The sequence below is a fragment of the Nocardia sp. CA-290969 genome, from assembly GCF_050936135.1.
GTDB lineage: Bacteria > Actinomycetota > Actinomycetes > Mycobacteriales > Mycobacteriaceae > Nocardia.
In genome coordinates this window covers 6,006,404-6,019,822 of sequence record NZ_JBNJNJ010000001.1, presented here as the reverse complement: position 1 = coordinate 6,019,822, position 13,419 = coordinate 6,006,404, and the positions used below count along the sequence as shown (strand labels likewise).

Annotated in this window: 10 protein-coding genes; 5 read left to right on the top strand and 5 right to left on the bottom strand. The window is 68.2% G+C overall.

Annotation, left to right across the window (positions count from 1 at the left end):
- Nucleotides 1-190: 190 nt before the first annotated feature.
- Nucleotides 191-1,336, bottom strand: coding sequence for a citrate synthase 2 (locus ACQEVO_RS27325; RefSeq protein WP_432918903.1), 1,146 nt, complete (start codon nucleotides 1,334-1,336; stop codon nucleotides 191-193).
- A 60-nt stretch (nucleotides 1,337-1,396) separates the two neighbouring features.
- On the opposite strand from ACQEVO_RS27325, the gene pdxH reads away from it, so the two are divergent.
- From pdxH to ACQEVO_RS27310, 3 genes are all read left to right on the top strand, one after another.
- Nucleotides 1,397-2,116, top strand: coding sequence for a pyridoxamine 5'-phosphate oxidase (pdxH, locus tag ACQEVO_RS27320; RefSeq protein ID WP_432918900.1), 720 nt, complete (start codon nucleotides 1,397-1,399; stop codon nucleotides 2,114-2,116).
- 361 nt (nucleotides 2,117-2,477) lie between these two features.
- Nucleotides 2,478-3,776, top strand: coding sequence for a citrate synthase (locus tag ACQEVO_RS27315; RefSeq protein ID WP_195055489.1), 1,299 nt, complete (start codon nucleotides 2,478-2,480; stop codon nucleotides 3,774-3,776).
- A 28-nt stretch (nucleotides 3,777-3,804) separates the two neighbouring features.
- On the top strand, nucleotides 3,805-4,164 hold the full coding sequence (locus ACQEVO_RS27310) for an FKBP-type peptidyl-prolyl cis-trans isomerase (RefSeq protein WP_280402735.1): 360 nt from the start codon (nucleotides 3,805-3,807) through the stop codon (nucleotides 4,162-4,164).
- 125 nt (nucleotides 4,165-4,289) lie between these two features.
- Here the strand turns inward: ACQEVO_RS27310 and ACQEVO_RS27305 are convergent, their stop codons facing one another.
- The 4 genes from ACQEVO_RS27305 to ACQEVO_RS27290 all read right to left on the bottom strand — a co-directional run bounded on the left by ACQEVO_RS27305 (nucleotide 4,290) and on the right by ACQEVO_RS27290 (nucleotide 8,860).
- The gene (locus ACQEVO_RS27305; protein WP_432918895.1) at nucleotides 4,290-5,663 is read right to left on the bottom strand and encodes a sensor histidine kinase; all 1,374 of its coding nucleotides are present in this window, start codon (nucleotides 5,661-5,663) and stop codon (nucleotides 4,290-4,292) included.
- A complete protein-coding gene (locus ACQEVO_RS27300) occupies nucleotides 5,660-6,373 on the bottom strand; it encodes a response regulator transcription factor (protein WP_432923034.1) in 714 nt (237 codons plus the stop codon). The genes ACQEVO_RS27305 and ACQEVO_RS27300 overlap by 4 nt, the downstream gene beginning before the upstream one ends.
- A gap of 48 nt (nucleotides 6,374-6,421) precedes the next feature.
- Nucleotides 6,422-6,820 (bottom strand): hemophore-related protein, encoded by a 399-nt coding sequence (locus tag ACQEVO_RS27295; protein ID WP_432918892.1) that lies wholly within the window; start codon nucleotides 6,818-6,820, stop codon nucleotides 6,422-6,424.
- Between the two features lie 93 nt (nucleotides 6,821-6,913).
- A complete protein-coding gene (locus tag ACQEVO_RS27290) occupies nucleotides 6,914-8,860 on the bottom strand; it encodes an AMP-binding protein (protein WP_432918889.1) in 1,947 nt (648 codons plus the stop codon).
- A gap of 313 nt (nucleotides 8,861-9,173) precedes the next feature.
- Between ACQEVO_RS27290 and ACQEVO_RS27285 the strand changes: the two genes are divergently transcribed.
- Together ACQEVO_RS27285 and ACQEVO_RS27280 are read left to right on the top strand one after the other, a co-directional pair.
- Nucleotides 9,174-13,007, top strand: coding sequence for an ATP-binding protein (locus ACQEVO_RS27285; protein WP_432918887.1), 3,834 nt, complete (start codon nucleotides 9,174-9,176; stop codon nucleotides 13,005-13,007).
- Nucleotides 13,004-13,417 (top strand): roadblock/LC7 domain-containing protein, encoded by a 414-nt coding sequence (locus ACQEVO_RS27280; RefSeq protein WP_030522784.1) that lies wholly within the window; start codon nucleotides 13,004-13,006, stop codon nucleotides 13,415-13,417. Before ACQEVO_RS27285 ends, ACQEVO_RS27280 begins: the two co-directional genes overlap by 4 nt.
- Nucleotides 13,418-13,419 lie beyond the last annotated feature (2 nt).

Below are 13,419 nucleotides of genomic sequence, written 5' to 3'. Positions count from 1 at the left end.
CATTGTCTCGCGGGCTGAACGCAGGGACGGGCCAAACCCTTTAAATGCCTCGCTGGACTCGGCGCCGCCGTGGTTGCGTTTTTATTTCGGGGGTTGCGCGACTTGTGAGTGCCTTGCTGGACTCGGCGCCGCCGTGGTTGCGTGAGGGACGGCCGGGGGCCGATCCTCAGGTGCCTCGATGGCACTGGGCTTACACGGCTGCGACGCTGTCCCAGCCGGTGACTTCCTGCGGGGATCGCGGGCCCGGGCCGGTGTAGATCGCGGCGGGGCGGACCAGTTTGCCCAGTTTCTTCTGTTCCATGATGTGGGCGCACCAGCCGGCGGTCCGGCCGCAGGTGAACATGGCGGGCATCATATGGGCCGGGACCTCGGCGAAGTCCAGGATGACCGCGGCCCAGAACTCGACATTCGTTTCGATGGCCCGGTCGGGGCGGCGTTCGCGGAGTTCGGCCAGCGCCGCCTGTTCGAGGGCGGCCGCCACTTCGAAGCGCGGGGCGGCCAGGCGTTCGGCGGTATCGCGCAGGACCCGGGCGCGCGGATCCTCGGCCCGGTAGACGCGGTGGCCGAAGCCCATGAGCTTTTCCTTGCGGTCCAGGATTCCCTTGACCAGGGCGCGGGCGTCGCCGGTGCGTTCGACTTCTTCGATCATCGGCAGCACCCGGGCCGGGGCGCCGCCGTGCAGCGGCCCGGACATCGCGCCGATGGCACCAGACAGCGAGGCCGCGACGTCGGCCCCGGTGGAGGCGATCACGCGGGCGGTGAACGTGGAGGCGTTCATCCCGTGTTCGGCGGCCGAGACCCAGTAGGCGTCGATGGCTTCGGTGTGCCGCGGGTCCGGATCGCCCTTCCAGCGCGTCATGAACCGTTCGGTCACCGTGGTGCATTCGTCGATCCGGCGCTGCGGCACCGCGGGCTGATAGATACCGCGCGCGGACTGGGCGACGTAGGACAGTGCCATCACCGAGGCGCGGGCCAGGTTCTCCCGGGCGGTGGCCTCGTCGATATCCAGGAGCGGCTGGTAGCCCCAGATGGGCGCGAGCATGGCCAGGCCGGCCTGCACGTCGACCCGGACGTCACCGGTGTGGACCGGCAGCGGGAAGGGTTCGGCCGGGGGCAGACCGTGGCCGAATTCGCCGTCGACCAGCAGGGCCCAGACATCGCCGAAGGTGACCCGGTTGCGGACCAGATCCTCGATGTCCACGCCGCGGTAGCGCAGTGCGCCGCCGTCCTTGTCGGGTTCGGCGATATCCGTGGTGAACGCGACCACCCCCTCGAGGCCGCTGACGAAATCCTCCGGGACCCGCCCGGCCCCCGAAACGCCGGAATTGGTGGTCATACGCGACTCTCCTTTCAACAGAACTCTAGCGCTTTGCTACTGCGGAGTAACGTCTGGCCCATGGCCGATGTGGAGGAGACCGGCGCCGATCTCGCCGCGATGCGCGCCGAATACGGTGCGGCCCATCCCGGTTCGCCGGAAGCGGGCCCGCTGCTCGGGGCGCGCGACAGCGAACTGGACGAGAATTCGGTGGCCGGTGGCTGGGAGCCGCTGTTGCGGCAATGGATCGAACAGGCCACCGCGGCGGGTATCGCCGAACCGAACGCCATGGTGCTCGGCACGCTGGACGGGTCGGGCTCGGTGGTGCGGCCGGTGACGCGCACGGTGCTGTGTAAAGGCCTCTCACCGGAGGGTGTCGTCTTCTATACGAACTACGACTCGGCCAAGGGAGCCCAGCTGGCCGCGGCGCCGTACGCCTCGGCGACCTTCCTCTGGTCGCAGCTGGCGCGGCAGGCGCATATGCGGGGACGGGTGGAACGGGTACCGGCCGCGGTCACCGAGTTGTACTGGCGGTCGCGTCCGCGGGAATCGCAGCTCGGGGCGTGGGCCTCGGAGCAGTCGCGGCCGATCGCCTCGCGTGAAGAGCTGGACCGGAAGCTGATGCACACCACGGCCCGGTTCGCCTCCGCCGCCGAGATTCCGGTGCCACCCCACTGGGGCGGTTACCTGCTGCGACCCGATGAGGTGGAGTTCTGGCAGGGCCGTCGCGGGCGCCTGCACAACCGGATCGTCGTCCGGGTGGGCGCTTCCGGGATGTCGGTGCAGCGATTGCAGCCGTAAAGGGGCCGTGACCTGCCATTACCGGTATTCGCCGGATTTCCGGTGATATTCCGCACGGTTTCGGTCCCGATGCCGTGGGTACGGTTTGGCTACCCGGCGCTGTGGCGGTTCATCCGCTGCGGTGCCTGCTGCCCCGCGACCGCGGGGACGCGGTTGCCCGGACCCGGAATTCGGCCGGTCACAGCGATGCCGGCCGATAACCGGCACGCTGAATCTCACGCCCGCGCGGGCCGATTGTGAGATCGCCACGCGGGTACCCTCCTCGCCGGTCCCGCCGGAGCAAGGACTAGCGTCTACCGGTAACGCACCGCGTGCCGACCGCATGCGATGCCGACGGTCATAGCCTGAGAGGGAACCTTCCGTGCCCGAGAATCACATCAATGACGCCAAACCGGTTCTCACCTATCCGGGTGGCGAATACCCCATGACGATCGCCGAGGCCGCCGAAGGTAACGACGGTATCGACCTCGGCAAGCTGCTGGCCAGCACGGGATATACAACCTATGACCCGGGTTTCGTCAACACCGCGTCGACCAAATCGGCGATCACCTATATCGACGGCGAACAGGGCATTCTGCGTTACCGCGGATATCCGATCGAACAGCTGGCCGATAACTCGACCTTCATCGAGGTCAGCTACCTGCTCATCTACGGCGAGCTACCCACCCAGGATCAGCTCGAGGATTTCACCGACAAGATCCGCCGGCACACCCTGCTGCACGAGGATCTGAAGCGCTTCTTCGACGGCTTCCCCCGTAACGCGCACCCCATGCCGGTGCTCTCCTCCGCGGTCAACGCGCTGTCGGCCTATTACCAGGACTCGCTGGACCCGCGCGACCCCGAACAGGTCGAACTGTCGACCATCCGCCTGCTGGCCAAGCTGCCGACCATCGCCGCGTACTCGTACAAGAAGTCGGTCGGCCAGCCGTTCCTCTACCCGGACAACTCGCTGTCGCTGGTGGAGAACTTCCTGCGGATGACCTTCGGTTTCCCGGCCGAGCCCTACCAGGTGGACCCGGAAATCGCCGCGGCCCTGGATATGCTGCTCATCCTGCACGCCGACCACGAGCAGAACTGCTCCACCTCCACGGTCCGGCTGGTCGGTTCCTCCGACGCCAACCTGTTCACCTCGGTATCCGGCGGTATCAACGCCCTGTGGGGCCCGCTGCACGGTGGCGCCAACCAGGCGGTGCTGGAAATGCTCGACGACATCAAAGCCGCCGGCGGCGATGTCAAGGAGTTCATCCGCAAGGTCAAGAACAAGGAAGACGGTGTGAAGCTGATGGGCTTCGGGCACCGGGTCTACCGCAACTACGACCCGCGCGCCGCGATCGCCAAGAAACACGCCGACACCATTCTCAGCAAACTCGGCAGCGACCCGCTGTTCGATATCGCCCAGGCACTGGAAGAGGCCGCGCTCACCGACGACTACTTCGTCGAGCGCAAGCTCTACCCGAACGTCGACTTCTACACCGGCGTCATCTACAAGGCCATGGGCTTCCCGACGCGTATGTTCACCGTGCTGTTCGCCATGGGCCGGCTGCCGGGCTGGATCGCGCACTGGCGGGAAATGCACAGCGAAGCCATCAAGATCGGCCGTCCGCGCCAGATCTACACCGGCTATGGTGCACGGGACTACTCCGAAATCACCAACCGCTGAACCGATTGAATCGAAGGGGATTCAAGGCATGAGCAAACCGGAAATCGAATTCCAGGCGGGCCCGCCGCCCACCGAACTGGTCATCAAGGACATCACCGTCGGTGACGGTCCGGAAGCGGTGCCGGGTGGCACCGTCGAAGTGCACTACGTCGGTGTGGAATTCGAGACCGGCGAGGAATTCGATTCGTCGTGGAGCCGCGGCGAATCGCTCAGCTTCCCGCTGCGCGGCCTGATCCAGGGCTGGCAGGACGGAATCCCCGGTATGAAGGTCGGCGGCCGCCGCCAGCTCACCATCCCCCCGGAACTGGCCTACGGTCCCGCGGGTGGCGGGCACCCTCTCTCCGGCAAAACCCTGGTATTCGTGATCGACCTGCTCGACGCCAAGTAGTCTGCCGACTTTCTGGAACACCTCGCGCGCGCCTCCGTCCGGAGGCGCGCGCTCTGTTTCGGTGCTCGCTGAACTGGGTACGTGCGCCGGGTGCTGTCAGGGACGGGTGTTGGCTTTCGACTCGATCAGGTGACCTTGCCGGTTTCGGCGCCGGTGCTGGGCAGTACCAGTACGAGGCGGACGCCGCCGAGGGCGCCGTCGTCGAAGTAGGCGCGCCCCCCGTGGAGCTGGGCCTGCTGGGCGACCAGGGCCAGGCCCAGTCCCGATCCGCCCTTGTGGGCGCCGCTGCCGCGGGCGAAGCGGGCGAAAACCGATTCCCGCTCGTCGGGCGGGATTCCGTGCCCGTTGTCGTCGATCGAGACGACGACGGTGCCGTCGGGCCGGCGGTGGGCCGAGAGCAGGGCCTCGGTGGCCTCGCCGTGTTTCACCGAATTCTTCAGTGCGTTGTCCACCGCCAGCCGCAGGCCCGCGGGCAGGCCCCTGGTGACCAGTTCGGCATCGGTGTCTATCCGGACCGTGAGACCGGGATAGTGCCGCATCGCGTCGTGCGCGGCCTGATCGCACAGTTCGGCGATATCGGTGTCGATATGGTCGCGTTCGGAGGTCAGGTCGCCGGAGGCCAGCCGTTCCAGCGCGGCCAGGGTGGTTTCCACCCGTTCCTGGCTGCGCTGTAGATCGCTCAGGATTTCGGTGCGCTGGGCCTCGTCCAGGTCGAGGGTCGCCAGCACCTCGAGGTCGGTGCGCATCGCGGTGAGCGGGGTGCGCAGTTCGTGGGCCGAGACCGCGGCGAAATCCCGGGCGGTTTCCAGGGCGGCGGCCGTTTCGGTCTGCGCCTGGTCGACCCGGCGGAGCATGGTGTTCACCGCGTCGGCCAGTTGTTCGGCCTCCAGCACCCCGGAGCTGTCGACCGGTTCTGGGGTGGCGTCACGGTATCCGGTGCGGGCCCCGACCTGGCGGGTGAGCACCACGATGGGCCGGACTGCCCGGCCACCGAACAACCAGCCCAGGGCCGCCGACGCGGCGATCGCCGCCAAACCGCCGAAGAGTACCCAGCGCTGTTGATCGGCCGTCGCCTTCGCGGCCTCGGTGGCCGGGATACCCAGCGAGACCGTGCGGCCGGCGGGCTGGTTCTCGGTGGTGGTCAGCACCCGGTACGGGGTACCGGCCACGATGACCGTGCGCGAACCGGGATTCAGTTCCGGTAGCTCGGTGAGGCTGGTGGCCACGACCTGCCCGTCGTCGCGGACGGTGAGTGCCATATCGCGGTCCGGACCCACCAGGTTCACGATGCCGACCGCGATCACCGGATCGATCACCACCAGCCGGGAGGCGATCCGCAGCTGCTGGTCGGTCTGCTGCAGGTTGTTGCGTTCGATGGCGGGAACGGCGATGGCACTCACCAGCGCGACGATGAGGACCGAGCCGGCGGCCGCGGCCCCGGCGACCCGGGTACGCAGGGAATATGCTCGGCGTCGCCGGCGGCGGGCGCCGTCGTTCACTTGGTATCCCGCAGCACGAACCCGACGCCGCGGATCGTGTGCAGTAGCCGGGGGGTGCCGTCGGATTCCAGTTTGCGGCGCAGATAGCCGACGAAAACGTCGACGACGTTCGTGTCGGCGGCGAAGTCGTAGCCCCACACCAGCTCCAGCAGCCGTTCCCGGCTCAACACCACTCCGGCGTTGCGGGCCAGGGTGGACAGCAGTTCGAATTCCCGTTTGGTCAGTTCGACCTCCCGGCCGTTCAGCACCGCCCGGTAACCGGCCGTATCGACCTGCAACGGCCCGACCACGATGGTGTCGGAATCCCCGGCCACCGGGGTATCGGTGCGCCGGCGCAGCAATGCCTTGATCCGGGCGACCAGCTCGGCGAGCACGAAGGGTTTCACCAGGTAGTCGTCGGCGCCCGACTCCAGCCCGGCAATCCGGTCGCCCACCGAGCTGCGGGCACTGAGCACACAGATCGGCACCTCGTTACCCATCGCCCGCAGCGCCGTCACCACCCCGGCCCCGTCGAGCACCGGCATATTCATATCCAGCACGATCGCGTCGGGTCCGTCGTCGGCCACGGCCCGCAGTGCCGCGGCCCCGTCGCGGGCGATACTCACCTGGAACCCGGACAGGCGCAAACCGCGCTCCACCGACGCGAGCACATCCTCATCGTCGTCGACAACCAGAACCGCCGGTTTGTTGGTCCGTTCCACACCGCCCAGTGTATTGACGCACCTCCGCCCCGGCGGACCGGTTCGTCGCCGGCGCGATCAGTAGTTGTGACAGGTGTCGGCCACGCCCTGCAGAGTCGCCTGCAGCTGCTGTGCCCGCGGGTCGTTCTCGGCCTGCTGCGCGGCCTGCGGGTTCTGCTCGATGTACTGCTGTAGTTCCGCGCGGCGCTGTTCGACCGGCTGATCGAACTTCGCCTGCAGCTGCGCCTTCATATCGGGGTTGTTGTCCAGCATCGCCGCCAGCTCCGGGGCCTGGACGTGGAGCGCGGCGTCGACCTGGGCGAAGGAGCAGTCGCTGGTGAGCAGCGGTTCCGCCATTTCCATGGGACCGGCCGACGCGACGGCGGGGCTCAGGAAAGCGGTGGCCGCGGCCGCGGCGCCCACGGTGAGGGTGGCGAGGCCGAACTTGCCGAATCGCCGGTTCGTGGTGTGTGCCATGGGGGTTGCTTCCTCCTACGTGTCGAGTCGAGCCCGGGGCTCGTGGACCCCTCAGACCGTATTGGGTGGGATTGGCCCGTCTCTGAGGTTTTCTTAAGAGGAGTTTGTGCTTTGCGATGGCGCGATGATCCGGGCGAGCTCGTCGAGTACCGCGGGATCTTCGATGGTGGAGGGTATTTCGTAATTCTCGCCCGCTGTCATCTGCCGGATCGTTTTCCGCAGGATCTTGCCGGAGCGGGTTTTCGGCAAGGCGGGGACGACGATCGCGTCGTACAGCCCGGCGACGGGACCGATTTGGGTCCGTACGCGTTCGCTCAATTCATCGCGCAGAGTGTCGATATCTATCCGGGAATCGGATTTTAGTACTACATAAGCGATCGGGCGTTGCCCTTTGAGTTCATCCGGGAGACCGATAACCGCGCATTCGGCCACGGCTTCGTGTCCCGCGACGGCCGCTTCGATACTGCCCGCGGAAAGCCGGTGCCCGGCCATATTGATCACATCATCGCTGCGGCCGAGGACGAACAGATAACCGTCCTCGTCGAAATAGCCCGAATCACCGGTGAGGAAATGGCCCGGATAAGCCGCCAGGTAAGAGCGTTCGAATCGATCCCGATCGTGCCAGAGACCCGTCAATGCGCCGGGCGGCAGCGGCAGGCCGATGACGATATTGCCCTCGATGTTCGCCGCGACCGGATTCCCGGAGGAATCCAGCACCCGCAGCCGGTAGCCCGGCACCGGCACCGACGAAGAACCCGGTTTGATCGGCAGTCGCTGTAGCCCGAGCGGGTTGGCGCAGATCGGCCAGCCGGTTTCGGTCTGCCACCAGTGGTCGACCACCGGGCAGTCGTCCCGCCCCGCCAGCAGTGTGTCCGCCGCCCACTCATAGGTGGCGGGATCGAGCCGTTCGCCCGCGCAGAACAGCGACCGCAGCGAGGACAGATCGTGTTCGCGGGCGAGTTCGGCCGCCGGATCGGCACGGCGGATGGCCCGCAGCGCGGTGGGCGCGGTGAACAGGGTGTGTACCCCGTGCCGGGCCACCACCCGCCAGAACGCCCCGGCATCCGGTGTGCCCACGGGTTTGCCCTCGTAGAGCAGTGTGGTGGCACCCGCCAGCAGCGGCGCGTAGACGATATAGGAGTGGCCGACCACCCAGCCGACATCGGAGGCGGCCCACATCACCTGGCCGGGCCCGACATCGTAGATATTGCGCATGGACCAGGCCAGGGCGACGGCATGCCCGCCGTTGTCGCGCACGACGCCCTTCGGCTTACCGGTCGTCCCGGAGGTGTACAGCACGTACAGGGGATCGGTCGCGGCCACCGAAACCGGATCGGCCGGTTCGGCATCGCGGACGGCGGTATCCCAGTCCAGCCAGCGGGCCTCGGGAATATCGGCCGGGCCGGCCCCGAAATCGTGCACCGGGAAACCGGCGCGCTGTTTCACGACCACGGTGCGCGGCGCCGTGGTCTCGGCCAATTCGAGCGCCCGGCGGACGATAGGGGGGTAATCGATGGTGCGGTTGGGTTCCAGCCCGCCGGAGGCCGTCACGATCAGGACCGGCTCGGCGTCATCGATCCGGGCGGCCAGTTCCGGTGCGGCGAATCCGCCGAACACCACGGAATGCACCGCTCCGATCCGGGCGCAGGCCAGCATCGCGACCACTGCCTCGGGAATCATCGGCAGGTAGATAACGACCCGGTCTCCGGCCGAGACACCCAGATCACGCAGGGTGCCGGCGAACCGGGCGACCCGGTCGAGGAGTTCGGCGTAGCTGTAAACGGCACTTTCGCCGGTCATCGCCGATTCGTAGATCAGGGCGTCCTGGGTGCCCCGGCCGGCTGTCACATGTCGGTCGAGCGCGTTGTAGCAGGTGTTCAAGCGGGCGCCGGGAAACCAGTGCGAAAGCGGCCGGGCAGTATCGAGAGCCTGGTCGGGTGGGGTATCCCAATCGATTTCGGCCGCCGCCCGGGACCAGAACTCGGCGGGATCGACCAGGCTGGTCTGATAGACCGGTCGATACTCGTTCCTCGCGTTCACAGTGCTCCCTAGCCTCGCAGCAATCCTCGCCTCGATAGATCAGCACGATTGTGGCAGACTTCACGCGACCCCCTGTCGGGTGTCGCGACCATGGCTTATGCCTGTAACCGGCTGGTCAGAGTGCGTAAACCCGGGCTGAGTACACCAAGAAGTTATTGATCCGTTAGAATCTGATGACACGAATTCGGTCCGTCGTAGACGCAATTTCTCGGTCAGCCGCGACCCACGGGCAGCTCCACCCGTCGAGCCACTATGCGAGTGTGGAGTTCTGCTGATGGTGCATGGCTGGGGCCAGGTTGGAAAGTGAGTGGGAATGCGTGACGCCGCTAGGTCCGGCACGAAGCGCTGGGCGCTGAGTAACTGGGACCTTCGCTGGAAGGTTACGGCCGTGCTGGCCGTGCCGTTGGCGGTCGCGGTCGGGCTCGGTGTGTCCAGGATATCGGCGGAATGGAGCGAGGCGAACCGGCTGGGCTCGGCCGCCGAGAACGTCAGCCTCGTCCCGGCCGTACTCGATCTCAGCTCGGCGACCTCGACCGTCGCCGGCTCACAGGCCATCGCCATCGCCCCGAACCGGTCCATGGTGACCGAGGAGAACCTGACCACTCTGGACAAGGCGATCGCGGCGGCCGACGCGGCGCTCGGCGATCTCGACGATCTACCCGGCGCGCACCAGGCCCTCTCGGAGATGATCGACCAGGCGAAACAGGTCCGGACCGGCGGCCTGGCCCCCGCCGGATCCCCGGACGAAGCCGTCGCGGTGCTGGACCGGGCCCGTAATGCCGGTGTGCGCACGGTGGAGGAGATCGTCGGCGAGATCGGCGACCCGTCGATCGACCCGGACAAGCTCCGCCTGGTCGACGCCCTCAACCTGCGCTCCACCATGGTCGGCGAGATCACCGCGGCCGCCACTCTGTTGCGCAACCAGGAGGCCGGCGAGCAGGCCTATCGCGCCGCCACCAATACCGAACTCGCGCTGCTGAACATCCTGAGCCAGCGCTACAACGCCGAAGACCCCGATATCGGAATCCTGCGCCAGGGTGTCGAGAACCGGCAGGCCATGCTGGAGTCGCCGGAGGCGCAGGCGGGCCGGCTGCCCTTGGGCGAAGCCCGCCAGTCGCTGCTGGACAGCACCGCCACCACCGACAAGCTGATCGGCGAGGCCACCCAGTCGATCGACGATGGCGTGCAACGGATGGCCGACAAGGCTCTCCGCGATGCCGTCGTCTACTCGATCGTCGTGCTGCTGACCATCCTCGCGGCGCTGCTGCTCGCGGTATTCGTCGCCCGGTCGATGATCGTGCCGCTGCACCGGTTGCGGCTGGCCGCGCTGCGCGTCGCCGAAAGCGATCTGCCCGACGAGGTCGCCCAGCTGCGTACCGGCGCCGCGCCGGAGGAAGTACCGCTCGAACCGATGCCCATCCGGTCCGAGGAGGAAATCGGCCAGCTGGCCCGCGCCATCGACGATATCCACGGTCAGGCGCTGCGACTGGCCAGTGATCAGGCGCAGATGCGTTCCCAGGTCAACGATATGTTCGAAACCCTGGCGCGGCGCAGTAAATCACTGGTCGACCATCAGCTCAGCCTCATCGAGGCGATGGAGTACGACGAGAAGGACCCGCGCCTGCTGGAGAACCTCTTCCGGCTGGACCACCTCGCCGCCCGTATGCGCCGGAACGGCGACAACCTGCTGATTCTGGCCGGTACCAAACAGCGTCGCGCGAAATCGGCGCCCGTCGAAATCGCCGATGTGCTGCGCGCCGCGATCTCCGAGGTCGAGGACTACGAACGCGTCAAACTGGGCGCCACCCCGCGCGGGGCCCTGATCGAACCGGCCGCCTCCGATATGGCGCATCTGTTCGCCGAGCTGCTGGACAACGCGCTGCGCGCGTCGCCGCCGGAAACCGACGTGAAGTTCACCTTCGCGCAGGCACACGACCAGGGCCTGCTGATCGAGGTCGCCGACCGCGGTATCGGTATGCCGCCGAGCGAGATGGCCGAGATCAACCGCCGGCTCGAGAGCACCGCCGAACCAGGTCCCGATACCGCCCGTCATATGGGTCTGTTCGTCGTCGGCCGCCTCGCCGAACGTCACGGTCTCAATGTGCGGCTGCGGCCGACCTTCGATACCGCGCGCGATCCGGGCGTTACGGTCACCGTGCACGTCCCGATGAGCTTGATCGTCGCCGGGGAAACCCAGATCCTGCCGCTGGCCACCGGTTCCGGCCCGCAGCCGCTGGTACCCGGCGACAACGCCAAGAAGGGCAAACCGGAGGAATCGCCCGACGAGGCCGCCGCGGCCGCGCTGCGCAACTCCGGTGGCCCCGCCATGCAGACCCGCGGGATCAGCCGGACCGTCGACGGCAACATGATGGTCACCGTCGATCCGGGGATGAGCGGTCCGCTGCCCGCCGTCGAGCGGCCCAAACCGCCGGAGCGCCCGGCCGGTCCGGCCCCGGTGGGCCCGGGTGGCCTGCCGCAGCGCCAGCCCGGTTCGGCGATGGCCGGTGGTACGCGCGAGAACGAGGGCACCACCAGCCTGCGCCAGGCAAGCGCCGGCGCGGCGGCACAGCGCGGCAAACTGGCCGCCGCCAATCTGCCCAAACGCAACCTCGGTCCGGGTGGCGGTGGCGCCACCCCGACCCTGCCGCCGCGTACCCCGGGCGATTCGCCCGCCGGCGGTCCCCCCGCCCGTCCCACCGAGACCGGCCTCAGCGGGCTGCCGCAGCGCCAGGCGGGTGCCGGTGGTGGCTCGCCGCAGCCGGGTCCCGGTGGCCTGCCCCAGCGGCGCCCCGGCGCCAACGGTGCGCCCGGGGGTTCCCCGGAGGCGGCGCGAGCGGATACCGCGCGGCCCACCGAATCCGCGTCCGAAACCGCGGCGCCCCCGCGTACGGCCGGGCCGATCCCGCCGCGACGCCCCGCCCAGCCGGGACCCAACGGGCTCCCGCAGCGGGAACCGGGCGCAAACGGGACCCGCGAACCCGGGGCTTCCGGGTTGCCGCAGCGCCGGCCCACCGCGGGTGAACCCGGCGGGCCCGCGCCGGAATCGCGGCCCGCGGCCGATCCGTCGTCCGGTGGTCTGCCCAGCCGGCGAGATCCGGCACGCAACGGTGTGCCCGGCCGCGAAACCTCCGGTGAAATGCCGGTGCAGCGGGACCGGTCCGCCGAACCACCGGCCCGGGAAACCTCCGGAGAACTTCCCACCCAGCGCGGCCCACTGGGCGGCGGTGTACCGCCCCGGCACGAAGCTCCCGGTGGTGGTCTGCCGCAGCGCGGTGCGGGCGGCAACGGCCTGCCGCAACGTGGTCCGGGCAACAGCTTGCCGCAACGCGGTGCGGGCGGCGATCTGCCGCAGCGCGGCGCGACCGAAGGTGGCTTGCCCCAGCGCGGTGCGACCGAAAGCGGCCTGCCGCAGCGTGGTACGAGCGAGAACGGCTTGCCGCAGCGCGATGCGGCCGAAGGTGGCTTACCGCAGCGGGGCGCGAGCGAGGGCGGTCTGCCGCAGCGAGGTGGTGCCGGTAGCGGGCTGCCGCAGCGCGGCACCACCGAGAACGGTCTGCCGCAGCGTGAGGGCAGCGCGCACACGCGCCGGCCCGAGGAAACGGGCGGGCTGCCGCGGCGGCAGCCCGGCGGTTACACCGCGGAACGGTTCGACAACCCGCCGGGTGTCGCATTGCCCCGGGAACCCGCCGAGGGCGCCGCACCGGCCCGCGAACCCGGCCGGCACAGCTACAAGTCCAACCCCGCGAAAACCGCGTCCTTCTTCCAGACCCGCCTGCAGCCGGCCGAGGAGAACGACAGCATCATGGGCGGGACGCCCATCTTCGCGGAGATGATGTCGGCCTGGCTGTCGGATCCGAACACCGACCGCTCCCAGGCTGTCGCCTCCTTCGAATCACCGGGTGACGAGGGCTGGATGGCTGCCCGGCGGGCCAGTGAAGCCGAGCCCGAGACCCGCACCGCGGCCGGTCTGCCGCAGCGTAATCCGGGTGGCCGGCTGGTGCCCGGTGCCGTCAACGGAGCCCAGGAGCGGACGCCGAGTCGCAATCCCGAATCGATCCGGTCTAGTTTGAGTCGGCACCAGCAAGGTGTTCGGGATGGCCGTGCAATGCGAGCAATGAACCTAACCGGAGACAAAGGAGACCGATGAACCCCGAACTAGGTGGTACGAACCGTCAGTTGGATTGGCTGGTTTCGAACTTCGCAGGCGAGGTTCCTGGCGTAGCCCATGCCGTCCTGGTCTCGGCCGACGGCCTGCTGATGGCGGCGAGTGCCCAGCTACCGGTCGATCGGGCCGAACAGCTCTCCGCTGTCACGGCCGGGCTGGCCAGTCTCTCGGTGGGTGTGTCCAATCTGTTCGAGGGCGGTACCGTACTGCAGTCCGTCGTCGAGATGGAGCACGGCTACCTGCTGCTGATGGCGGTGGGCGACGGGTCATACCTCGCAGTCCTGACCAATACGTCCTGCGATATCGGACAGGTCGGATACGAGATGGCTTTGTTGGTCGAACGCGTGGGCCAGACAGTTCAGGCCACTCCACGCGTCACGATGGGTTCCTGATG